Genomic DNA, 21,656 nt, shown 5'->3' with positions numbered 1-21,656 from the left:
GATGAATCGATGGGTATTGGCGGAAAGCCGTACTCTTTCGAGAGGAGTGCCACCGATGTCATCACCCTCCACACGGCGGCTCGCACTAGGCCTGATCCTGGCACTGGCCGGGACCGGCGTGGCCGCATGCAGCGACGACGGGCAGAAATCCGACAGTTCGCAGATCACTGTCTGGAGCCTGGAAGACGTGGCGGACCGCGTCGCCGCCACCAAGGCGATCATCGCCGACTACACCGCCAGGACCGGCGTCAAGGTCAACCTGGTCACCGTCAACGAGGACCAGTTCCCGTCCCTCATCGCCTCCAGCGCCGCCGCCGGCGACCTGCCCGACGTGGTCGGCTCGGTCTCCCTGGCCGGGGTGCGGACGCTGTCCGCCAACGAACTCCTCGACGTCGACGCCAACGGCACTGTCGTCGACCGGCTCGGCAAGGACACGTTCACGCCCCGCGCGCTGGAACTCACCAGCGACGGCGGCAAGCAGCTCGCCGTACCCAGCGACGGGTGGGGTCAGCTGCTCGTCTACCGCAAGGACCTGTTCGCCGCCGCCGGCCTGCCGGCGCCCGACACGTACGAGAAGATCGCCGCCGCGGCGGCGAAGCTGAACACCGGCGGCGTCGCCGGTATCACCGCGGCCACCTCTCCCGGCGACGTGTTCACCCAGCAGACGTTCGAGCACCTGGCGCTGGCGAACAACTGCTGGCTCACCGACGACTCCGGGAAGGTCACGCTCGACTCCCCCGAGTGCGTCGAGGCGTTCCGCTTCTACGGCGACCTGATGCGGAACAATTCGGTGAAGGGCGCCCAGGACGTCGACACCACCCGGGCCACCTACTTCGCCGGCAAGGCGGCCATGCTGATCTGGTCGCCGTTCATCCTCGACGAGCTGGCCGGGCTGCGTGCCGACGCCCGGCCCACCTGCCCGCAGTGCCAGTCCGACCCGGCGTGGCTGGCCAAGAACAGCGGCTTCGTCACCGCGATCAAGGGCCCGAACGGCACCGAACCGGCCCAGTACGGCGAGGTCAGCTCCTGGGCCGTGCTCGACGGCGCGGTCGACCCGGCGAAGTCGTTCGTGGAGTACATGCTCTCCGACGGCTACCCGCGCTGGTTCGGCATGTCCCCCGAGGGGCGCTTCCCGGTGCGCACCGGCACGCCGGAGGACAAGCAGAAGTTCCGCACAGCCTGGAACACCAGCCCGGCCGGCGTGGACACCAAGAAGCCGCTGTCCGAGGTCTACGGCGAGGACGTGCTCGCCACCCTGCGGAAGAGCCCGGACACGTTCCAGCGCTGGGGCCTGACCGAGAACCAGGGCAAGCTCGTCGGCGCCATCCTCGGTGAGCTACCAGTGCCCAAGGCGCTCGCCGACGTCGTCGGCGGCAGGTCCGACGCCCGCGCCGCCGCCGAACGCGCCCGCAAGGACGTCGAGGCGATAGCCAAGGGCGTCAATTGACCACCACCGCGCCGGAGGCCGGCCGCTCCCCCGCACCGGAGCGACCCCGCCGACCCGGCCGACGTCCGCTGACGCTGCGCCGCCGCGAGTCCCGCGCCGGGCTCGCGCTGGTCAGCCCGACCCTGCTCGTCGTGGTCGCGGTGATCGGCATACCCATCGTCTGGACCGTGGTGCTGGCCTTCCAGCGGGTACGCCTGGCGACACTGCGCAAGACCGGCCTGTTCGGCGAGCTGACGCTGGACAACATCGACCGGGTGCTGCACACCCCCGGGTTCGCCGACACGCTCTGGACCACTGTGCTCTACAGCGTCGGCGGCACCGCGGGTTCGATAGTGGTCGGCCTGGCGGCGGCGCTCGCGGTACGCGGGCCGTTCCGGGGCCGCACCCTGGTCCGCGCGTCGATGCTGCTGCCGTACGTGGCGCCGGTCGTCGCCATGACGTTCGTCTGGCAGGTGATGCTGGACCCGCAGCTCGGCATCGTCAACGACTGGGGGCGGCGCTTCCTCGGCTGGGACCAGCCGGTGCCGTTCCTGTCCCAGGAGTCCACCGCGCTGTGGACGGTGATCACGTTCGAGGCGTGGCGCTACTTCCCGTTCGCGTTCCTGTTCCTGCTCGCGCGGCTCCAGGCGGTGCCCGGCGAGCTGGAGGAGGCCGCTCGGGTCGACGGGGCGACACCCACCCAGCGGTTCCGGCACATCCTGCTGCCGCAGCTCATGCCGGTGATCGCGCTCATCGGCGTGCTCCGCTTCATCATGACGTTCAACAAGTTCGACGACGTCTACCTGCTCACCGGCGGCGCCGCCGGCACCGAGGTGGTGAGCGTCCGGGTCTACCAGTTCCTCACCGCCCGCACCGACATCGGCGCGGCCGCCGCCCAGGCCGTCGTGCTCGCCGTGGTGCTGCTCGTGTTCGTGGCGATCTACCTGCGCTTCTTCGGCGCGCGACGGGAGGCGTGATGGATCGGGACCGGATCGAGACGGTCAGCCTGCGCTGGCTGCGCCGGCTGGTGATCGCCGGGTTCCTGGTGGTCACGCTGCTGCCGTTCTGGTACATGCTGGTGCTGTCGGTACGCCCGATCGAACGCCTGCTGCTCGAACCCGGCTCGCTCTGGGTGCCGTTCGGCGAGCTGACCGTCGCCACGTACGCCGAGGTGCTGAAGTCCGTCTCCGACGGCGGCCAGGGCTTCCTCACGTTCATCCGCAACAGCGGCCTGGTGGCGCTCGCCGCCACCGCGCTCACCCTGGTGATCGCCATTCCCGGCGCGTACGCGGTGTCCCGCCTGCGGTTCTTCGGCCGCCGGCAGGTCAGCGCGCTGTTCCTGGCGGTCTACCTGTTCCCGTCGATCGTCATCGCGATCCCGCTGTTCGTGGTCTTCACCCGGGCCGGGCTGCGCGGGTCGCTGACCGGCCTGGTGCTCGTCTACATCTCGCAGACGCTGCCGGTGTCGGTCTACATGCTGAAGAACTACTTCGAGACGATTCCGGTCAGCCTCGAGGAGTCGGCGGCGATCGACGGCGCGGGCCGGCTCGGCATCATCCGCCGGGTCAGCCTGCCCCTCGCGGCGCCCTCGGTGATGGCCGTCGCGCTGTACGACTTCATGATCGCCTGGAACGAGTACCTGTTCGCGCTGCTGTTCATGGTCGACCGGCCGGACCGGTGGACCGTGTCGCTGGGCCTGTCGCTGCTCGCCGACGGCGTCGAGGTGCCCAAGACGGTGCTGATGGCCGGCTCGGTCATCCTCACGCTGCCGATCGTGGTGCTGTTCTTCGCCGGGGAACGCCTGCTCACCGAGGGACTCACCAGCGGGGCAGAGAAGGGCTGAGCGTCCGTGCCAGGATGATCGGGTGCGAGCATCACGGGAGCGCCGGGCCGGCGCGCGGGCGGCCCGGCTGCTCACCGAGGCGCTCGCCCCGACCGTCCTGGTCACGGCGCTGCCGCTGATCGCCGCCGCCCGGGTCAGCCGCTCGGCGGGCCAGTTCCTGCTCTGGGGCGGCATCGCGCTGACGTTCTGCGCCGTCATCCCGATCGGCGTGCTCGCGCACGGCGTCCGCCGGGGTCGCCTCACCGACCGGCACGTCGGCGACCGCACCCAGCGCGCCCGGCCGCTGTCGATCGGGCTGGCCTCGGTCGCGGCCGGGGTGCTGCTGCTGGCGGCGGTCCGCGCGCCGGCCGAACTGTTCGCCGTGATCGTGGTGATCTTCGTGGTCGGCGCGGCCTGCGCGCTGGTGAACCACTGGTGGAAGCTGAGCATCCACGCGGCGGTCGCCGCCGCCACGGTCGCCGTGCTTGTGCCGCTGGCCGGCCCGGCCGCGAACCTCGGCTGGGTGCTCGTCGCGGCCGTCGGCTGGTCCCGGGTACGGCTCGACGACCACACCTGGCCGCAGGTGCTGGCCGGCGTCGCGCTCGGCGGGCCGCTCGCCGCCGGCACGTTCCTGGCGCTCGCCTGACCCGCCGCCACAAGATCAGCTACGGTGGCCTCATGGGCAAGCCGACCCGCTGGGTGACCGACACGAATCCCGGCCACTCGCAGTGGTACGTGGACCGGTTCCGTCAGCTCGCCGCCGAGGGCGCCGACCTGGCCGGTGAGGCGCGGCTGCTGGACGCGCTCGTACCGCCGGGCGCACGCGTCCTGGACGCCGGCTGCGGCACCGGCCGGGTCGCCGCCGCGCTCGCCGCGCGCGGGCACACCGCCGTGGGCGTGGACGCCGACCCGACGCTGGTCGAGGCGGCCCGCGCCGACCATCAGGGTCCCCGCTTCCTGGTCGCCGACCTGGCCGAGCTGGATCTGGCCGCCCAGGGTGAGGCCGAGCCGTTCGACGCCGCGGTGCTGGCCGGCAACGTGATGGTCTTCGTCGCCCCCGGCACGGAACGCGACGTGCTGGCCCGCGTCGCCGCGCACGTCCGGCCGGACGGCCTGGTCGTAGTCGGCTTCGCCACCGACCGCGGCTACCCGGTGGCCGAGCTGGACGCCGACGCGGTCGCCGCCGGGCTGCGCCCCGAGCACCGCTTCGCCACCTGGGACCTGCGGCCGTGGCGCGACGACGCCGACTTCGCGGTCACCGTGCTGCGCCGCCCCGCCGACTGACCCGCTCCCCCACCTGACGGGCCGTGGCGGGCTCGCCCGCCGGCTGGCTGCGCGCGCTGCCGGACGGGCTGGCCACGGCGGTCGGCGAGGGCGGCCACTGTGCGGCCGAGGCGGACGCCCGCCGCCGGGCCGGTCAGGCGGGTGCGGCGACAGTTCGGGCGGCCTCCGGGTCGAGCGGGCTGCCCGCCGGCAGGAGGTCCACCAGGCCCGCCGGCAGCCGCGCCGGACGCACCCCGGCGTAGCCGAGCATGCCCGGCACGTCAGCGCCGGTCAGCGCATACCGCCGGCCCAGGTCGGTGACCACGCAGACCGTGCCGCCAGTGGCGCCCGGCGCGGACACCGCCTCCACCAGCGCGCCACGTCCCGGCTCCACCACCACCTCGTCGGCGAGCCCGGCCCGGCCGCCGGGCGTCCGCGTGGCGGCGGCGAGGTCCGGCGCGGTGACGCCGACGCGGATCTCGCGTACGCCGGCGTCGTCCCCGGCCAGCGCGCAGACCGCACCGTTCTCGGCGGCGGCCAGCCGGGGCGGCACGGCGGGCGGCGCGGTCGGTCCGCCGGGCACCAGACCGGGCAGCTTCGGCAGTGCGGCGAACCGGCCGAGCGTGATCGGTTCGGGCTCCCCCTGGCCGGTGCGGGCCAGCAGCAGCGCCGCCTGCAACTCGGTGATACCGGCCAGCCCGCCGCGCTGCGCCACCGCGTACTGCCGCCCGCCACCGGAGTTGCGCACCAGGTACACGTCACCCACGCTCGCGCCGGTGACCCGCTCGGACGGCTCACCGAGGTCGTCCACCGGCGGCGGGGCCAGGTCGGCGCCGGCCGGCAGCGTGTTGAGCAGCGCCGCCGCGACCGGCACCGCCCGTTCCCGGGTGGCGGCCAGCGCGGCGAGCACCCGGTCGGTGTCGCGCAGCAGGTAGCGCCGGTCGTGCCAGAGCAGGTGCAGGCCGCCGTCCGGGTGCCGTGCCAGCAGCCCCTGGTCGCCGAGCGCCCGGCCGCCGGTGGCCTGCCGCCCGATCAGCAGCACCGACCGGGGCGCGCCGCGCACGGCCTCCCCGCGCCCCGTGTCGTCGCCCGGCACCGAGCAGAGCGTCCAGGCGTCGCGGACGAGCCGGTTCGACACGGGCAGCGAGTCCGGCGCGTCGGCGATGCCCAGCGGCAGGCCGCGCGGCACTCCCTCGATGGCGCGGCGGCCGACAAGCACCGTCTTCGGCTGCTCCGCCCCGATGATCAGCAGCGCGGAGGCGTAGTTCAACACCGGGTGCAGCTTCTCGTCCCGGTAGACGAACCGCGCGCCCGACTCCTTCTCCACGATCACCGCGCCGGTCTCGCGCCACGAGTCACCGCCGCCGGTGAACAGGCCGTAGAGGGCGACGCCGCCGAGCGCGATCGCGGCGACCAGGACGCTGGCCAGACCGGCGCCGGCCAGCCGGCGGAACGGGGACTGCGGCGGGTCCGTCTCCCGCATGACGAGCGCGGCGACCGCCCGCTGGACGGTGAACTGGTACGAGTGCAGCTGGTCCTGCCGCGACGCCATCGTGTCCCTTCCCGCCGGGATGGTCGGCGCACAGGATAAGCGCTCCGTCGATGCCCCGGCGACCCTGCGTGTCCCTCACCGCCCCTTCGTCGTCCCCCGCTCCGCCAGTACGCCGAGGTGGCTGCATCCCACCGCCCCGGACCCCACCACTTCCCCGAACTGGAGTCGATCAAGCGCACCGGGTCGGCCGGTCCGCTGGGCACGCTCACCGACGCGCACCACGCGATGTGCCGCCCGCCCACTTCGCACGAACACCGCCACAGTCGCGCCCTCGCCTCAATCCCTCGCCTCAACCCGGCGCCAGTACGCCGAGGTGGCTGCATCACACCGCCCCGGACCCCACCACCTCCCCGAGCTGGAGTCGATCAAGGCGGCCAGGACCCGTCAAGCCAGGCGTCGATCAAGGCGGCCAGGACCACCCCGCCCGGAATGGATACCCCCGGGGGTGTGTTACACATGGCGGAACCCGAACCGACGGAGGTACCGATGGCCAGCGTGGCGTTGACCACCACCGACTTCGCAGAGACGGTCAACCGGGACGGCATCGTCCTGGTCGACTTCTGGGCCGGCTGGTGCGGCCCCTGCCGGGCGTTCGCGCCGGTCTACGAGAAGTCCAGCGAGCAGCACCCGGACATCGTCTTCGGCAAGGTCGACACCGAGGCCGAGCCGGCCCTCGCGGCGGCCGCCCAGATCCGGTCGATCCCGACACTGATGGCGTTCCGGGACGGCGTGCTGGTGTTCGCCCAGCCGGGCGCCCTGCCGACGGCCGGGCTGGAGGAGCTGATCCGGGCCGTGCGTGACCTCGACATGGACGAGGTCCGGACCAAGACCGCCTGACGGGTGGCGGCACAGGTACCCCCTGGGGTATCTTCGAGCGCAGGAGGTACGACGTGAATCTTCGACCGGAGATGACAGGCGAGGCGCTGACCCGGCTCAAGCGGGCCCGGGGGCAGCTCAACGCCGTCATCGAGATGATGGAGAACGGTGAGGACTGCCGCGCCGCGCTGACCCAGCTCGCCGCGGTCTCCAAGGCCATCGACCGGGCCGGCTTCAAGATCATCGCCTCCGGCATGCGCTACTGCGACGCCGCCCGCCAGGCGGGCGAGGAGCCGGAGATGACCGAGGAGGAGCTGGAGAAGCTCTTCCTGTCGCTGGCCTGACGGCACCCGCCTGACCGACTGAGCCCCGTCCGCGCCGTGTGACCGCGACGCGGGCGGGTAAACACCTGCCTGGAGAACCCAGGCCGCAGACTGTCCGACGCATACCCCCGGGGGTATATAGGCAATGAGAGGAAACGGCATGACTCTCGACGTGTCCGTCATCGCGACCTCCTCGCTCGGCGACCGCAGCTACCTCGCCTCAGACGGCCGGGTGGCGATCGTGGTCGACCCGCAGCGCGACATCGACCGCGTCCTGTACCTGGCCGGCCACAAGGGCGTACGGATCACCCACGTGGTGGAGACGCACATCCACAACGACTACGTCTCCGGCGGCCTGGAGCTGGCCCGGATCACCGGCGCGCAGTACCTGGTGGCCGCCGCCGACACGGTCGAGTTCGACCGGACCCCGGCCGCCGACGGCGACACCGTGCCGGTGTCGGACACCATGCGGCTGCGGGTGATCGGCACCCCGGGTCACACGTTCCACCACCTGTCGTACGCACTCGACGAGGCCACCGACGGCGGCTGGACGGCGGCCGGCGTGTTCACCGGCGGCTCGCTGCTGTTCGGCACCACCGGCCGTACCGACCTGCTCGGCCAGCAGTACGCCCACGAGCTGGCGCACCACCAGTACGCCTCCGCGCGCAAGCTGGCCGACCTGCTGCCCGACGGCGCGCAGGTCTGGCCCACGCACGGCTTCGGCAGCTTCTGCTCGGCCAGCCAGGCCGACGCCCCCGAGTCGACGATCGGCCGGGAGAAGGAGGCCAACCCGGTGCTGCGGCTGGCCGCCGACCAGTTCGTCACCGAGACGCTGGCCGGGCTGGACGCCTACCCGGCGTACTACGCCCACATGGGCGTCGCCAACGCCGCCGGTCCTGCCCCGGTCGACCTCACGCCGGTGGCCCGCGCCGACGCCGGCGAGCTGCGCCGTCGTATCGCCGCCGGCGAGTGGGTGGTCGACCTGCGCCACCGCAAGGCGTACGCGGCCTCGCACCTGGCCGGCACCGTCAGCCTCGGCCTGGACGGGCCGATGTCGACGTGGCTCGGCTGGCTGATCGACTGGGGCGTGCCGATCACGTTCCTGGCGCAGACCCCGGAGCAGGTCGCCGATGCCCAGCGGGAACTGGTCCGCATCGGCATCGACCGCCCGGCCGCCCAGGCCACCGGCGAGCCCGAGCAGTGGACCACGGACCCGTCGCAGCTGCGGGAGATGGCGGTGGCCGACTTCGCCGCGCTCGCCGCCGCGCAGGCCGGGAAGACCCCGGCCGGACTGCCCGCGCCGCAGGTCGTCCTCGACGTGCGGATGACGAACGAGTGGAAGGCCGGACACATCGACGGTGCGGTGCACGTGCCGTTGCCGGACGTGCCGAAGCGCCTCGCCGACATCCCCGCCGGGACCGTCTGGGTGCACTGCGGCTCCGGCTACCGGGCCACCGCCGCCGCGTCCCTGCTCGCCAACGCCGGCCGTGACGTGGTGCTGATCGACGACTCGTACGGCCGGGCCGAGGCGGCCGGCGTACGCATGACGCCCACCGCCTGACCTCTCCCCGAGCGCCCGGCCGGCGTGCCCCTGCGCCGGCCGGCGCCCGACCCTGCCCGAAAACACCCGCTGAAGGAGACCGAAGCATGACCACGACCACCCCCACCACCATCGACGCAGCGACCCTGCGCGAGCTGATCGCCGCCGGCCGTACGCCCCGGATGCTCGACGTGCGCACGCCCGGTGAGTTCGAGGCGGCGCACATCCCCGGCGCGTACAACGTGCCGCTGGACCTGCTCCGGGAGCACCGCGCGGAGCTGCGCAGCCACCTGGACGAGGACGTGGTGCTGATCTGCCGCTCCGGTGTCCGGGCGAGCCAGGCCGGTCAGGCGCTCGGCACCGTCGGCCTGCCCAACGTGAAGGTGCTCGACGGCGGCATGCTGGCCTGGCAGGCCACGAACGCCCCGGTCAACCAGGGCCGGCCGCGCTGGGACCTGGAGCGCCAGGTACGCCTCGTCGCCGGCTCGATCGTGCTCGCCGCGATCGTCGGTTCGGTGTTCGTCCCCGGCCTGAAGTGGGTCGCCGCGTTCATCGGCGCGGGCCTCACGTTCGCCGCGCTCACCAACACCTGCGCCATGGGCATGCTGCTGAGCAAGCTGCCGTACAACCGCGGCGCGAGCTGCGACCTGGACACGATCGTCGGGCAGTTGCGGGACGGGAGCCGCAAGTGACGACTCTCGTCCTGACGCTGGCCGGCGCGGTGCTGATCGGCGTGACGCTGGGCCTGCTCGGCGGCGGCGGGTCGATCCTCGCCGTGCCGCTGCTGGTCTACGTCGCCGATCTGCCCGCCAAGGAGGCGATCGCCACCTCGCTGCTCGTCGTCGGCGTGACCAGTGCCGTCGCCGTACTGCCGCACGCCCGGGCGAACCGGGTCCGCTGGCGTACCGGGCTCATCTTCGGTGTGGCCGGGATGACCGGCGCGTACGCGGGCGGCCGGCTGGCCGAGTTCGTCCCGGCCGGCGTCCTGCTGACCGGGTTCGCGCTGATGATGCTCGCCACCGCGGTCGCGATGCTGCGGGGCCGCCGGTCCACCGAGGGCCGCCCGGTGCCGCACGAGCTGCCGATGCTGCGGGTGGTCGGGGACGGCGTGGTCGTCGGCCTGGTCACCGGCCTGGTCGGCGCCGGCGGCGGCTTCCTGGTCGTACCGGCCCTGGCCCTGCTGGGCGGGTTGCCGATGCCGGTAGCGGTAGGCACCTCGCTGGTCGTCATCGCGATGAAGTCGTTCGCCGGCTTGGCCGGCTACCTGTCCAGCGTGCAGATCCACTGGGGTCTGGCCGCCGGGGTCACCGCCGCCGCCGTCGTCGGCAGCCTGCTCGGTGGCCGGCTCGCCGGCCGGATCCCGGCCGACCTGCTGCGCCGGGTGTTCGGCTGGTTCGTCGTGGTGATGGGCGTGTTCGTGCTCGCGCAGCAGTTGCCGCCGGTGTGGGGACTCGCCGTGGGAGCGCTTGCCGTGGCCGGTACGGTCACCGTGGCGGTGTGGGGCCGCCGGAGGAGGGGACACAGTGGACAGCAGCGCCTGGGACAGCCGGTACGCCGACACGCCCGGACTGGTGTGGAGCGCTGAGCCCAACCGCTTTGTGGTCGAGTCGGTCACCGGGCTGACTCCCGGGTCAGCGCTGGACATCGCCGCCGGCGAGGGCCGCAACGCGGTCTGGCTGGCCGGTCTGGGCTGGCGGGTCAACGCGGTGGACTTCTCCGCGGTGGCCGTCGACCGGGGGCGGGAGCTGGCCGCCGCGCGGGGCGTCACAGTCGACTGGCGGATCGCGGACGTGACCGCGTACCGGCCGGTGCCGAACAGCTACGACCTGGTGCTGATCAGCTACCTGCACCTGCCCGCGCCGGAGTTCGCCGGGGTGCTCGCCGCGGCGAAGTCCGCGCTGCGCCCCGGCGGCACGCTCGTGGTGGTGGGCCACGACCTGGCCAACCTCTCCGGCGGCATCGGCGGCCCGCAGGACCCGGACGTGCTGCTCACGCCGGAGTCGGTGGTCGACGGGCTGGCCGGGCTGCGCGTGCAGCGGGCCGAGACGACCCGCCGGCCGGTCCCGGGCACCGACGGCGGGAGCGTCGACGCGCTGGACACGGTGGTGGTCGCCACCCGCCCCGCCGACTGACCGCCGTCCGCCGCCGTTTCGCCGGGCCGGGGCCGGGACCGGCCGGTAGCATCCGGGGACGGATCAGCGGAGAGGACACCGGGTGGGCGCGCGTTTCGAGGAACTGGCCTGGCGGGAGACGCCGATCGGCGAGATCAGCCTGCGGCGGCGCCGCGACCCGGCACTGGACTCCGAGGTCTACGAGGTGAAGCTCGACGACGAGTACCTCATGTCCAGCGCTTTCCCGGTCGCGGAGATCGAACTGGCCCGGCTCGGGCTGGCCCCGCTCACCGGTGACGCGCTGGACGTGGTGGTCGGCGGGCTCGGCCTCGGCTACACCGCGCGTACCGCGCTGGAGGATCCCCGGGTGCGCTCGCTGGTGGTGGTCGAGGCGATCGAGGACGTGATCGACTGGCACCGGCGGGATCTGCTGCCGTTCGCCGCCGGGCTGGCCACCGATCCGCGTACCCGGTTCGTCCGGGCGGACTTCTTCGCCGCGATGGCCGGCGACGGTCTCGACCCGGACGAGCCCGGCCGCCGCTTCCACGCGGTGCTGCTGGACGTGGACCACTCCCCCCGCCAGGTGCTGCACCCCAGCCACGCCCCGTTCTACACGGTCGACGGGCTGCGGCGGCTGGCCGCGCTGCTGCACCCGGAGGGCGTCTTCGCGCTGTGGTCGAACGACCCACCGGATCCGGCGTTCCAGCGCACGCTCACCGAGGTGTTCCCGACCTCGGTGGCGCACGTCGTCCGGTTCCCGAACCCGTTGCAGGGCCGGGAGGCGGCGAACACCGTGTACGTGGCCCGGCACTGATCCACCAGGCGGCGGCATGCCCGCCGGTCCAGCGGGAAAGCGGGCGGCCGACCGTACGACGGGAGGCTGGGACATGCGCGCGTTGCTCTGGGTGGTCGGCGTGGTCGCCGGGGTGCTCATCCTGCTCGGGCTGCTGCTGGAGGCGGTCCGCTGGCTCGTCATCATCGGCGTGATCGCGCTCGCCGCGGTCATCATCTTCGGGATCGTGAAGGGCCGGCGGGTGGTGCACCAGCATTCGACCCGCCGCCGCTGACCTGCGGCGGATGTGACCGACCCGGCAACCTACGTGAGCGTAGGTTACCGGGCGGTCAAGTTAGGCTGGGGGCGTCAACCGCGCGACGAGGAGTAACGGCGATGGACGCGACCGCCCAGCGACCCTGGACCCGCAGCTACGCACCCGGCGTACCGGCCGAGATCGCCGAGCCGGACGGCTCGCTCGTCGACCTGCTGACCGAGGCGGCCGGACGGTTCGGGCCCCAGGTCGCGCTCGACTTCTACGGCGCCACCACCACGTTCACCGAGCTGGCCGACCAGGTGGCCCGCGCCGCCGAGGCGCTGCGCCGGCTCGGCGTCGGCCCGGGCGACCGGGTGGCGCTGGTGCTGCCGAACTGCCCGCAGCACGTGGTCGCGTTCTACGCCGTGCTGCGCCTCGGCGCGGTGGTCGTCGAGCACAACCCGCTCTACACGGCCGACGAACTGGACCGCCAGCTCACCGACCACGGCGCCACGGTCGCGATCGTGTGGGACAAGGTCGCGCCGCTGGTGGCGGGACGCGGCGCCGTGCGTACCGTGGTGGCGGTCGACCTGACCGCGGCGCTGCCGCGGCTCAAGCGGTGGGCGCTGCGGGTGCCGCTGCCGAAGGTCCGCGCCGCGCGGGCCGCGATGACCGCCCCCGCGCCCGGCGCGCTGCCCTGGTCGGAGCTGGTCGCCGCCGCCGGGCCGCTGCCCGCCGGGCATCCCGCGCCCGAGGCCGGGGACGTGGCGCTGCTCCAGTACACGGGTGGCACCACCGGCGAGCCGAAGGGCGCGGTGCTGACCCACCGCAACCTGCGCGCCAACGCCGCGCAGGGCCGGGCCTGGGTGCCGGGCCTGCGCGACGGCGCGGAGACCATCTACGCGGTGCTGCCGCTGTTCCACGCCTACGGCCTGACGCTCTGCCTCACCTTCGCGGTGAGCATCGGCGCGACGCTGGTGCTGTTCCCCCGCTTCGACGCCGACCAGGTGCTCGACGCGGTCCGTCGCCGCCCGCCGACGTTCCTGCCCGCGGTACCGCCGGTCTACGCGAAGCTGGCCGCCGCCGCGCGCGAACGCGGCGTCGACCTCACCTCCATCCGGTACGCGATCTCCGGCGCGATGTCGCTGCCACCGGCCACCGTGGAGCTGTGGGAGCAGGTGACCGGCGGCCTGCTGGTCGAGGGGTACGGGATGACCGAGACGTCCCCGATCACCGTGGGCAACCCGGTCGCCCCCACCCGCCGGCCGGGCACCGTGGGCGTGCCGTTCCCCTCCACCGACGTCCGCATCGTCGACCCGGAGGACCCGTCCCGGGACCGAGCCCCGGGCGAGGCCGGTGAGCTGCTGGTCCGCGGGCCGCAGGTGTTCACCGGCTACTGGCACCGGCCCGAGGAGACGGCCAAGGTGCTGCTGCCGGGCGGCTGGATGCGTACCGGAGACATCGTCATCATGGACGCCGACGGCTTCGTGACGGTGGTGGACCGGATCAAGGAGCTGATCATCACCGGCGGCTTCAACGTCTACCCGTCCGAGGTGGAGGAGGCGCTGCGCCGCGTCCCCGGCGTACGCGAGGCCGCCGCCGTGGGCATGCCCACCGACGACGGCGAGGAGGTCGTCGCCGCCGTGGTTGTCGACCCGGCGGTGGCCGCCACCCCGGAGTCGATCCGGACGTCGTGCCGCACCCACCTGGCCGGCTACAAGGTGCCCCGCCGGGTCGTTGTGGTCGACGAACTGCCGTACTCCCAGATCGGCAAGATCCTGCGCCGCGAGGTCCGCGAACGGCTGCTCGCGGCTCGCTGACCCGATCCGCCCGTTTGCCGGCGCGGCGGCGGGGGCAGACGGGCGTACATGGTGGATTCACGGGGCAAGTCAGTCGGTCGTTACCTCATGCGCCTGGTCGGCGGCGTGGCCGTCATCTTCGGCCTGCTCGGCATCTTCGCCACGCTCGCCGACGGCAACCTGGTCGGGATCGTGCTCAGCGTCCTGTTCATCGGCGGCGGCGTGTTCCTGCTCAAGCGCTCCGGCCCGGACCGGCGGACGGACCCCGCGCCGCGCGCCGCCCGCTGACCGCACGCGGCCACGCCGGTCGGCGCTCCGCGCCGGACATGTCGGTGCTGCCGCCTACGCTGTGGCGATGATCGACAGGCGTCAGGTGCTGGCCTTCCGCATCCGCGCTCAGCAGCTCGACCGGGCGCGGGGCTCGCTCGCCGACACCGCTGTGCTCGACATCGGCGTGCAGGACACCGGTCCCGACGGCGGCCGGTGGGCGCTCGCCACGCGCGGCGTCGACGTGGCCCCGCTGACCGGTGACGACCTGGTCCTGCTCTGGACCGTACGCGGCGCCCCGCACCTCTACCGCCGTGCCGACGTGGGCGTGGTGGCCGCCGCGGTCGAGCCGTTCTCCGACGCCGACGCGGGCAAGCGCATCTACGACGCGGCGAAGCCGTTGAAGGCGGCCGGCATCGGCATCGTCGCCGCGCTCGACGAGGTGGCCGCGCGGATGCGGGAGATCGTCCGCACGCCGACGGTCAAGGGCGCGGTCTCCGGGCGGCTCGCCGAGGTGATGCCGGAGCCCTACCTGCGGTTCTGCCGGCCGTGCAACGCGATCCACCTCTACGAGATGCCGTTCCGGCTGGCCGCCGTGCGCGCCGGCCTGGAGCTGCGGCTCGACACGTCACCGCCGATCCTGGAACGCATCCGCGGCTTCCGTGCGGCCGCCGCGCCCGACGACCGGTTCGAGCTCATCCGCGCCTACCTGCGGCTGCTCGGCCCGGCCACGCCCAAGCACGTCGCCGACTACCTCGACGCCCCGGTCAAGGAGGTCAAGGCCCGCTGGCCGCACGACGCGGTCGAGGTGAGCGTCGACGGTGAGACGCGCTGGCTGCTCGCCGCCGACGAGGCGGCGCTGGCGTCGGCGGACGCCACGACGACCCGCCTGCTCGGCCCGTTCGATCTGTTCCTCCAGGCGAAGGACCGGGCGACGCTCGTGCCGGACGCGGCCCGCGTCAAGGAGCTGTGGCCGGTACTGGGCCGCCCCGGCGCCGTGCTGGCCGACGGTGAGCTGGCCGGGACCTGGCGGCCCCGCAAGTCCGGCCGGTCGTTCACCGTCGCGGTCCAGCCGTGGCGAGAGCTCACCGGCAGCACCCGCGACGCGGTCGTCGCGCAGGCCGAGCGCCTCGCCGCGTACCGGGGCGTGCCGCTCGCCGGCGTCGACTTCGCCGCGTGATGGCATCATGATCGCGTGATCGTCTGGATCAACGGCGCGTTCGGTGTCGGCAAGACGACCACCGCGCGGCTGCTCACGGAGTCGCTTCCGGACGCGCGGCTGTTCGACCCCGAGTTCCTCGGCTCGATGCTCACCGCGTTCGTCACCCCGCCGACCGGCGACTTCCAGGACCTGCCCCTGTGGCGTCACCTCGTCGTGCAGACGGTCACCGGGCTGGACCGGCACCACCCGGGCGTCTGGATCGTGCCGATGAGCCTGCTCGACCCGGCGTACCGGGCGGAGATCCTCGGCGGCATCCGCGCCTGCGGCATCGACGTCCGCGAGGTCGTGCTCACGCTCCCCGAGGACCGGCTGCGGGCCCGCATCGACGCCGACCAGATCGAGGCAGGCGCGCGCGGCTGGCGGCACGACCATGTCGCCCGGGCGCTGGCCACTTTCGCGTCGGTGACCGACACCCACCTGATCGACGCCACCGTGCCGCCCGAGCAGGTGGCCGACGCCGTCGCCGCGCACGTGACCGGGGATCCGGAAGCGTAGGGCGAGGGCCTGATCTCACCGGTGGGCGAAGACGAAGCCGCCTTCGACGTCCGGGGCGGGGTGATGCGTCATCTCGGCCTCGACGGTGAAGCCGGCGTCGGTCAGCCAGGCCGCGACCCGCTTCGGTGGACGGCGGGCATCTCACCGTCCGGGACGTGGATGAGGGAGAACCAGGCGAGCAACCCGGTCAGGCACTCGTCGGTGAGGTCGAGACGGGTCATCGAACCCACCTCGAAACGGAGGTCCGGGTGGTCGCGCCGCGCCAGGTCGATCATCGCCGGTGACAGGTCGATGCCGAACGCGCTCAAGCCCAGATCGTGGAGATGCCGGGTGATCCGGCCCGGTCCGCAGCCGACGTCCGCGACCGGCCCGCTCCCCCGCGCCCGGACCAGCTCGGCGAAGAGCGCAAGGATGCCGCGCTGGAACGGCTCGTTCGCCAGGGCGTCGCGCAGCAGGTCGGCATAGCTGGACGCCACCGTGTCGTAGGAGGTGCGGGTGTCGTCCAGCCAGCCGGGTTCGCTCACGCCGCGCACGATAGCCGCGAACGAAGGACCGATCGTGGGAGGATGGCCGGCATGCCGGATCGCGCGTTGAGCTTCGGGGCGGCAGCGCAGGCGTACGAACGGTTCCGGCCCGGCTACCCCGAGGAGCTGGCCGACCTGGTGCTGTCGTACGCGGACCGGCCGGTCCGGACCGCACTGGAGATCGGCGCCGGGACCGGCAAGGCGACCCGCCTGTTCGCCCGGCGCGGCATCGCGGTCACCGCCACCGACCCGGATTCCGCGATGCTCGCCGAACTGCGCCGGCACGTGCCCGCGGACGTGCGGGTCCGGCAGGCCGCGTTCGAGCAGTTGCGCGCCGGCGAGCACCACGACCTGGTGTACGCGGCGGCGGCGCTGCACTGGACCGACCCGGACCGGCGGTGGGATCGGATCGCCGGGCTGCTCGCGCCCGGTGGTGTGTTCGCGTCGTTCGGCGGGCCGCTGCGGCTGGCCGACCCGGCGCTGCGCGACGCGGTGGCTGCGGCCCGGTCCGAGTTCCTCGCCGACGACGAGATCCCGTCGCCGGACGGGACGCCGCCGGAGGCCGGCATGCAGTGGCCCGGCACGGAGCTGCGCGCGTCCGAGTGGTTCACCGACGTACGCCAGTCGGAGATCGAGCGGCGGATCACGATGACCGCCGACGACTACCTCGGTCTCCTGTCGACCGTCTCGGCCTATCTCGAACTGCCGCCGCACGTACGCGAGCAGGTGTTCCCCCGCGTCCGGGACGTGCTGCCCGGCACGGTCGAGGTCACCTCGGACGTCACGGTCCACCTGGCTCGGCGGACGTCGCAGCCCTGATCACCCGGGCCAGGCGGGCAGCCAGACCGGCCCGGGCAGCGGCGGCAGGCCCGCGAAGTGGCGGATCACCGGCCGCAGCCCCGGGTGCGGGCCGGTCCGGGGCAGCATGAGGTTGATCGGGTACGCGAGCACCGGATCCGTGATCGGGATGCGGCGCAGGTCGTGGCCGGTGGACCAGACGTAGCGGTCCCGGGCGCCGACGAGCGTCGCCACGTCCGCGGAGTCCGCGAGCTCGTCGAGGAGCACCTCGGTGCCGAAGTTCGGCCCGGTCGCGTCCACCCACAGGTCGAAGGCGTCGGCGAGTTGCTCGTAGAACTCGCCCCACTCGCTTCCGGGCACGATGCCCGGCACCCGCAGCCGGTGTCCGCGCAGCTCGGGCGGCGTGAGCGTGGGCGCGGACGCGAGCGGGTGCCGGGGACCGGCGAGCAGTTGCAGCGGCGAGTCGAAGGCGCGGACCATCCGTACCTCGGGCGGCAGCGCAGCCGGGTCGGTGACGGTGCGGAACGCGGCGTCGACGTCGCCGGCCCGGACCGCGGCGGCGACCTGCCGGGGGTCGTCGACCCGCAGCGTCACCACGTCGAGGTCGACGCCCGGGTGGGCGCGCCAGTAGTCGTGCAGCAGGACGGCCTGCGCGCTGCGCAGGCCGAGCACGTCGATGCGCGGCGCCCGCGCGCCGGGCCGGACCGCGGCGACCGCGCGGTCCGCGCCGGCGACGACGCCCCGGGCGTGCGGAAGGAACGCCCGGCCGTCGTGTGTCAGCTCGACCCCTCGCGGTGTACGGGTGAACAGGCGCACCCCCAGCTCCCGCTCCAGCGCGGCGATCCGCTTCGACACGGCCTGCTGGGTGACGCCCAGATCGTCGGCGGTGTGCCGGAACTGCCCGAGCTCGGCCGCCCGCACGAACGACCGCACCGCCTCGCTGTCCATCGGCCCACAGTAGGCGGGTCCAGCCGATGGTTGTGGCGCGCCGGGCGGCGGTTGTTTGCCCCGGCGTCCACGTGGCCGATCTGATGCGCGGGGCATCGGTGACGGGGGCGGTGTGCGGAAGCTGGGTTCGGATTTCGGGTGGCTGTGGTCGGCGTACGCGGTGAGCACGTACGGCACCTGGCTGGCGTTCGGCGCGTTCCCGCTGATCGCGGTGCGGGTGCTGGACTCGTCGGCGTTCGCCGTGTCGCTCCTGGAGGCGGCGGGACTGGCGGTGGCGGCAGGGCTGGCGATCCCGCTCGGGCCGTGGGTGGCCTACCGGCCCAAGCTGCCGGTGATGATCGCGACGGATCTGGTCCGGTTCGCGGCGCTGGCGAGCGTGCCGGCCGCGTACGCGCTCGGGGTGTTGTCGTACGGCCAGTTGCTCGTCGTCGCGGTGGTCTGCGGGACGGCCGGCATCACGTTCACCGCCGCTTCCGGGGCGTACCTGAAGAGCCTGGCCCGGGGTGATCGGCTGCTGGCGGCGAACGGACGGTTCGAAGCGACGAGCTGGGCCGCGACGGCGGCCGGGCCGCCGCTCGGCGGTGCGCTCGTCGGGCTGCTCGGCCCGGTCGTCACCATCACCGCCGACGCGGTGAGCCACCTGCTGTCGGCGCTCGCGGTCCGGCGGATCCGGGCCGCCGACACGGCCGCGCCCCGCGACCCGTCGGGTGCCTCACGCGTCGCCGACCTGGGCGCCGGCTGGCGGTTCGTGCGCCGCGACCCGGTGCTGTGGCGGCTGTTCCTCAACTCGGTGCTGGTCGGCGGCCTGATCATGGCGACCGCGCCGCTGCTCGCCGTGCTCCTGCTGGGTGAGTACCGGGTGGCGGCGTGGCAGTACGGGCTGGTCTTCGGTGTCTCCGCGCTCGGCGGCGTGCTCGGTGCACGGCTGAGCCCTCGTCTGGTGCGGCGGTACGGGCGGCAGCGCGTCATGACGGCGTCCGGCTGGCTGCGGTCGATCGTCCCGCTCGGTCTCGCGTTCACCCATCCGGGGATCATCGGGCTGCTGACCGTGATCGCCGTCGAGTCGGTGCTCATCACGTGCATGGGCGTGTTCAACCCGATCTACGCGACCGAGCGCCTGCGCCGCACCCCGCAGGCGCACACCGCGCAGGTCCTGACCGCGTGGAGCGTCACCGGCCGGCTCACCCGGGCCGCGCTGACGGCCGGGTGGGGCGTCCTCGCCACCGTCGTCGGCCCGCTCGCCGCGATCACCGTGTCCGGGGTGCTGCTGCTCGCCACGCCGCTGCTGCTGCCGACGCGCCGGCACACGCGCGAGCCGGAGCCCGCGCGCCCGGCCGCCGCCGTCTCCTGAAGCCGGCGCCCGGACGGTCAGGACGCCAGGTAGGCGGTCAGCCGCTCGGCGAGCGGGCCCGGACGGCTGAGCGCCACCGCGTGGCCGCCGTCGATCTCGTCCGGCACCACGCCCAGCCGGTCGGCGGCCACCCGGCGCTGGAAGTCGGCGGGGAAGAACCGGTCGTCGCGGCCGATGAGCACCCTCGTCGGCACGGCCGGCCAGGTGGGCAGTGGCCACGGCTCGTCCCACTCCGCGCTGACCTGCTCCCGGCCGTGCGCGGGCGCCTCGGCGACGATCCCGGCCGGCACGCCGTTGTAGAACTGCTGCTCCTCGCTGAGCCCTTCCGGCTCGCGGTAGCCGGTGTCGCCCCACCAGTCCCCCGGCTTCTCGCCCGGTCGCGGGATCATCGGCGTGAGCAGGACCAGCAGGCGCACCGGCAGCCGGTCGACGACCAGCGGTGCGGTGAACGCGCCGTACGAGTGCCCGACCACCACGAGGTCGTCGCGGTCGCCGACCGCGTCGATCACCGCCTGGCCGAACTCGGCGAACCCCGCCGACCGGTCACCGATCGGCAGCTCCGGCACCACCGCGTCGTGACCCCGGGCGGCCAGCTCGGGAACCAGCAGATGCCAGTCCCACGCGCTGCCCCCGCCACCGTGGATGAGCACGAACGTCGTCATGCCCGGACCCTCCCACACCGGTGCGACATGCCGTGGCCGTCAGTGCGGGTACGCCCGGGGCACCCGGGCGGCCCGCAGCTCGTCGCGGAACGCCTCGATGCGGGTGATGACCTGACGCCGCCCGATCGTGTTCTCGATCCGGTCGAGGTAGAGGCAGCGGGCGGCGAGCCGGGGCAGGTCGACGGAGAAGTAGATCGCCATGAGGGGGTTGACGAACAGGTCGCCGTGGCCGGTGCGCCGGCTGAAGCGTACGTCTCCGAACGCGCCGCCGATGGCGGCGGCGATCTGCCCCTGGACGATGCTCGGCCGGTGCGGGGTGGCGGCCTGGGCCTGCGCGACCGCCTCGCGGTAGAGCACCGCCTCACGGCTGGAGCCGGGAATGGACAGCGCGCCGAGGTAGCCGCCCTCCCGGTCCAGCGCGGCCAGGTTCTCCAGCACCTCGACGTGGTTGACGCCGTCGTGCGCGTCGATGCCGAAACCCAGGCTGCTCACCAACCGGACCGGCACGTCCAGCCCGGCCACGGCGGCCAGGCTGGTGATGTCCTCCACCGGGGTGCCCAGGCCGCTCTCGTCGCCGCGCAGCAGGATGTCGGTGCCGCCGTCGACGAGCACGATCGCGTCGAGGTCGAGCCGGTCGACCAGGTACCGGTACGCCTCCCGCAGCGGCTGCACGCCCAGCGGCGGGAAGGCGTACACGGTCGACGGCAGGTCCCGGCCCGCGAGCCAGCGGGCCAGGTGCGCCTCCGGGAAGTACCAGTCCGGGCTGAGGGTGTCCGGCCGGATCGCCGCGACGTGCTCGTCCACCCACACCTGCCGGTCGAGCAGTTCCAGCTCCGAGAAGGAGAGGCTGGCCAGGTGCACCCGCTTGCCGGCCTGCCACAGCGCGAGCGCCAGCGGCAGGCCGGCGTAGACGTCGAAGCCGCCACCGGCGCCGGCGATCAGGACGTCGCGTGCCGGGGCCAGGGCGGCGAACAACGGCGGAACGGCCAAGGTGTACGCGGCGGTGTCTGTCACCGGATGATGATCTCCGCTCGCGTGGCGGCCCGCTGTCCCGTGGCCGCGGGGCAGGCCCGCTCGCTCAGACCGGCCGGCCGAACGTCACCGCCTCCCGGACGAGCCGTGGCGCCTTCTCCGCCAGTTGCGCGTCCGGCCGAGCGCCGAGCGCGTCGTTCACCGTGGAGAAGGCCAGCCGGAACGCGATCAGCGTGGTCGCCTCGAAGATCTCCCGGTCGCTCAGGCCGGCGTCGCGCAGGCGTCGCGTGTCGGCCTCGGTGGTGGCGTTCGGATCCGTCACGACCCGGCGGGACCAGTCCGCGAGCGCGGTCTCCCGCTCCGAAAGATCCGCCTCGTCGCCGCGCAGCACCGCGGCGGCCGTCTCCTCGTCGCTCATCCCGGCCAGCCGGGCGCCCCAGGCCAGCGAGCAGTACGAGTCGCCCCGGGCGGCGGCCGTGGCGGCGACCAGCACCGCCACCTCACGGGAGGACAGCGTGGACTCGGACAGCAGCTCGGTGCGGGTGTTCTGGAACGACATCAGCACGTCGGGCCGCCAGCACCAGACGCGGGTGAGGTTGTTGACGTAGCCGTCGGACGCGAGGTCGTCCTCGTACGCGGCTTTCGCCGCCGGGCTCTGCGGCGGTTCGGGGAGGAAGGCGGGATTCATGCGGGCAGTCTGCGCCACCCGGGCGGCCCCCACTGGCCGATCAACGACA

At 73.6% G+C, this 21,656-nt stretch carries 24 protein-coding genes and 1 pseudogene; 19 read left to right on the top strand and 6 right to left on the bottom strand.

Annotated features, from left to right (window positions below; translation table 11 throughout):
* The first annotated feature begins 55 nt into the window (after positions 1-55).
* From O7546_RS12320 to O7546_RS12300, 5 genes are read left to right on the top strand one after another with little or no spacing between them, the layout of a single operon-like run.
* Entirely contained in the window at positions 56-1,447 is a 1,392-nt protein-coding gene (locus O7546_RS12320) for an extracellular solute-binding protein (RefSeq protein ID WP_281600928.1), read from the top strand.
* A complete protein-coding gene (locus O7546_RS12315) occupies positions 1,444-2,403 on the top strand; it encodes a sugar ABC transporter permease (RefSeq protein WP_194801732.1) in 960 nt (319 codons plus the stop codon). The genes O7546_RS12320 and O7546_RS12315 overlap by 4 nt, the downstream gene beginning before the upstream one ends.
* The gene (locus O7546_RS12310; protein ID WP_194801733.1) at positions 2,403-3,269 is read left to right on the top strand and encodes a carbohydrate ABC transporter permease; all 867 of its coding nucleotides are present in this window, start codon (positions 2,403-2,405) and stop codon (positions 3,267-3,269) included. The genes O7546_RS12315 and O7546_RS12310 overlap by 1 nt, the downstream gene beginning before the upstream one ends.
* A 22-nt stretch (positions 3,270-3,291) precedes the next feature.
* Positions 3,292-3,894: a phosphatase PAP2 family protein gene (locus tag O7546_RS12305; RefSeq protein ID WP_194801734.1), complete on the top strand. Its 603-nt coding sequence runs from the start codon at positions 3,292-3,294 to the stop codon at positions 3,892-3,894.
* Between the two features lie 32 nt (positions 3,895-3,926).
* Positions 3,927-4,532, top strand: coding sequence for a class I SAM-dependent methyltransferase (locus O7546_RS12300; protein ID WP_194801735.1), 606 nt, complete (start codon positions 3,927-3,929; stop codon positions 4,530-4,532).
* A 133-nt stretch (positions 4,533-4,665) separates the two neighbouring features.
* Here O7546_RS12300 and eccB read toward each other — a convergent pair whose 3' ends face one another.
* The gene (gene eccB / locus O7546_RS12295) at positions 4,666-6,063 is read right to left on the bottom strand and encodes a type VII secretion protein EccB (RefSeq protein WP_269696830.1); all 1,398 of its coding nucleotides are present in this window, start codon (positions 6,061-6,063) and stop codon (positions 4,666-4,668) included.
* A 486-nt stretch (positions 6,064-6,549) separates the two neighbouring features.
* Here eccB and trxA point away from each other — a divergent pair, with 486 nt between their 5' ends.
* From trxA to O7546_RS12235, 12 genes are all read left to right on the top strand, one after another.
* Positions 6,550-6,900: a thioredoxin gene (trxA, locus tag O7546_RS12290; protein ID WP_128137484.1), complete on the top strand. Its 351-nt coding sequence runs from the start codon at positions 6,550-6,552 to the stop codon at positions 6,898-6,900.
* A gap of 53 nt (positions 6,901-6,953) precedes the next feature.
* Positions 6,954-7,223, top strand: coding sequence for a metal-sensitive transcriptional regulator (locus O7546_RS12285; protein WP_013285930.1), 270 nt, complete (start codon positions 6,954-6,956; stop codon positions 7,221-7,223).
* A gap of 139 nt (positions 7,224-7,362) precedes the next feature.
* Complete coding sequence (locus O7546_RS12280; RefSeq protein WP_194801737.1) at positions 7,363-8,763, top strand: MBL fold metallo-hydrolase; 1,401 nt, start codon at positions 7,363-7,365, stop codon at positions 8,761-8,763.
* Between the two features lie 86 nt (positions 8,764-8,849).
* Entirely contained in the window at positions 8,850-9,434 is a 585-nt protein-coding gene (locus tag O7546_RS12275; protein ID WP_194801738.1) for a rhodanese-like domain-containing protein, read from the top strand.
* On the top strand, positions 9,431-10,327 hold the full coding sequence (locus tag O7546_RS12270) for a sulfite exporter TauE/SafE family protein (RefSeq protein WP_194801739.1): 897 nt from the start codon (positions 9,431-9,433) through the stop codon (positions 10,325-10,327). Before O7546_RS12275 ends, O7546_RS12270 begins: the two co-directional genes overlap by 4 nt.
* Positions 10,266-10,874 carry a class I SAM-dependent methyltransferase gene (locus O7546_RS12265; RefSeq protein ID WP_269696828.1) on the top strand — a complete coding sequence of 203 codons (609 nt, stop codon included), beginning with the start codon at positions 10,266-10,268 and terminating at the stop codon, positions 10,872-10,874. The genes O7546_RS12270 and O7546_RS12265 overlap by 62 nt, the downstream gene beginning before the upstream one ends.
* 82 nt (positions 10,875-10,956) lie before the next feature.
* Positions 10,957-11,667 (top strand): spermidine synthase, encoded by a 711-nt coding sequence (locus O7546_RS12260; RefSeq protein ID WP_269696827.1) that lies wholly within the window; start codon positions 10,957-10,959, stop codon positions 11,665-11,667.
* A gap of 73 nt (positions 11,668-11,740) precedes the next feature.
* Positions 11,741-11,920, top strand: coding sequence for a hypothetical protein (locus O7546_RS12255; RefSeq protein ID WP_018787202.1), 180 nt, complete (start codon positions 11,741-11,743; stop codon positions 11,918-11,920).
* A gap of 101 nt (positions 11,921-12,021) precedes the next feature.
* The gene (locus O7546_RS12250; RefSeq protein ID WP_269696826.1) at positions 12,022-13,701 is read left to right on the top strand and encodes a long-chain-fatty-acid--CoA ligase; all 1,680 of its coding nucleotides are present in this window, start codon (positions 12,022-12,024) and stop codon (positions 13,699-13,701) included.
* A gap of 48 nt (positions 13,702-13,749) precedes the next feature.
* Positions 13,750-13,968 carry a hypothetical protein gene (locus O7546_RS12245; protein WP_194801743.1) on the top strand — a complete coding sequence of 73 codons (219 nt, stop codon included), beginning with the start codon at positions 13,750-13,752 and terminating at the stop codon, positions 13,966-13,968.
* Positions 13,969-14,035: 67 nt separating this feature from the next.
* Complete coding sequence (locus O7546_RS12240) at positions 14,036-15,127, top strand: crosslink repair DNA glycosylase YcaQ family protein (protein WP_269696825.1); 1,092 nt, start codon at positions 14,036-14,038, stop codon at positions 15,125-15,127.
* Between the two features lie 15 nt (positions 15,128-15,142).
* Positions 15,143-15,664, top strand: coding sequence for an AAA family ATPase (locus O7546_RS12235; protein ID WP_194801745.1), 522 nt, complete (start codon positions 15,143-15,145; stop codon positions 15,662-15,664).
* Positions 15,665-15,679: 15 nt separating this feature from the next.
* On the opposite strand, the pseudogene O7546_RS12230 reads toward O7546_RS12235, so the two are convergent.
* Positions 15,680-16,197, bottom strand: a pseudogene (locus tag O7546_RS12230) (class I SAM-dependent methyltransferase).
* A 42-nt stretch (positions 16,198-16,239) separates the two neighbouring features.
* Here O7546_RS12230 and O7546_RS12225 point away from each other — a divergent pair.
* Entirely contained in the window at positions 16,240-17,007 is a 768-nt protein-coding gene (locus tag O7546_RS12225; protein ID WP_269696824.1) for a class I SAM-dependent methyltransferase, read from the top strand.
* Here O7546_RS12225 and O7546_RS12220 read toward each other — a convergent pair whose 3' ends face one another.
* Entirely contained in the window at positions 17,008-17,934 is a 927-nt protein-coding gene (locus tag O7546_RS12220; RefSeq protein WP_269696823.1) for a LysR family transcriptional regulator, read from the bottom strand.
* A gap of 112 nt (positions 17,935-18,046) precedes the next feature.
* Here O7546_RS12220 and O7546_RS12215 point away from each other — a divergent pair, with 112 nt between their 5' ends.
* The gene (locus O7546_RS12215; RefSeq protein WP_194801748.1) at positions 18,047-19,285 is read left to right on the top strand and encodes an MFS transporter; all 1,239 of its coding nucleotides are present in this window, start codon (positions 18,047-18,049) and stop codon (positions 19,283-19,285) included.
* 17 nt (positions 19,286-19,302) lie between these two features.
* On the opposite strand, the gene O7546_RS12210 is transcribed toward O7546_RS12215, so the two are convergent.
* From O7546_RS12210 to O7546_RS12200, 3 genes are all read right to left on the bottom strand, one after another.
* Positions 19,303-19,947 carry an alpha/beta hydrolase gene (locus O7546_RS12210; RefSeq protein ID WP_194801749.1) on the bottom strand — a complete coding sequence of 215 codons (645 nt, stop codon included), beginning with the start codon at positions 19,945-19,947 and terminating at the stop codon, positions 19,303-19,305.
* 39 nt (positions 19,948-19,986) lie between these two features.
* On the bottom strand, positions 19,987-20,961 hold the full coding sequence (locus tag O7546_RS12205) for a DUF1152 domain-containing protein (RefSeq protein ID WP_194801750.1): 975 nt from the start codon (positions 20,959-20,961) through the stop codon (positions 19,987-19,989).
* 64 nt (positions 20,962-21,025) lie between these two features.
* On the bottom strand, positions 21,026-21,607 hold the full coding sequence (locus O7546_RS12200) for a carboxymuconolactone decarboxylase family protein (RefSeq protein ID WP_228532399.1): 582 nt from the start codon (positions 21,605-21,607) through the stop codon (positions 21,026-21,028).
* Positions 21,608-21,656 lie beyond the last annotated feature (49 nt).

The sequence above is a fragment of the Micromonospora sp. WMMA1976 genome (assembly GCF_027497335.1).
GTDB classification, from domain to species: Bacteria; Actinomycetota; Actinomycetes; order Mycobacteriales; family Micromonosporaceae; genus Micromonospora; species Micromonospora aurantiaca.
Note: the sequence above shows the minus strand (reverse complement) of the source record. Positions and strands in the feature narration are given on the sequence as shown.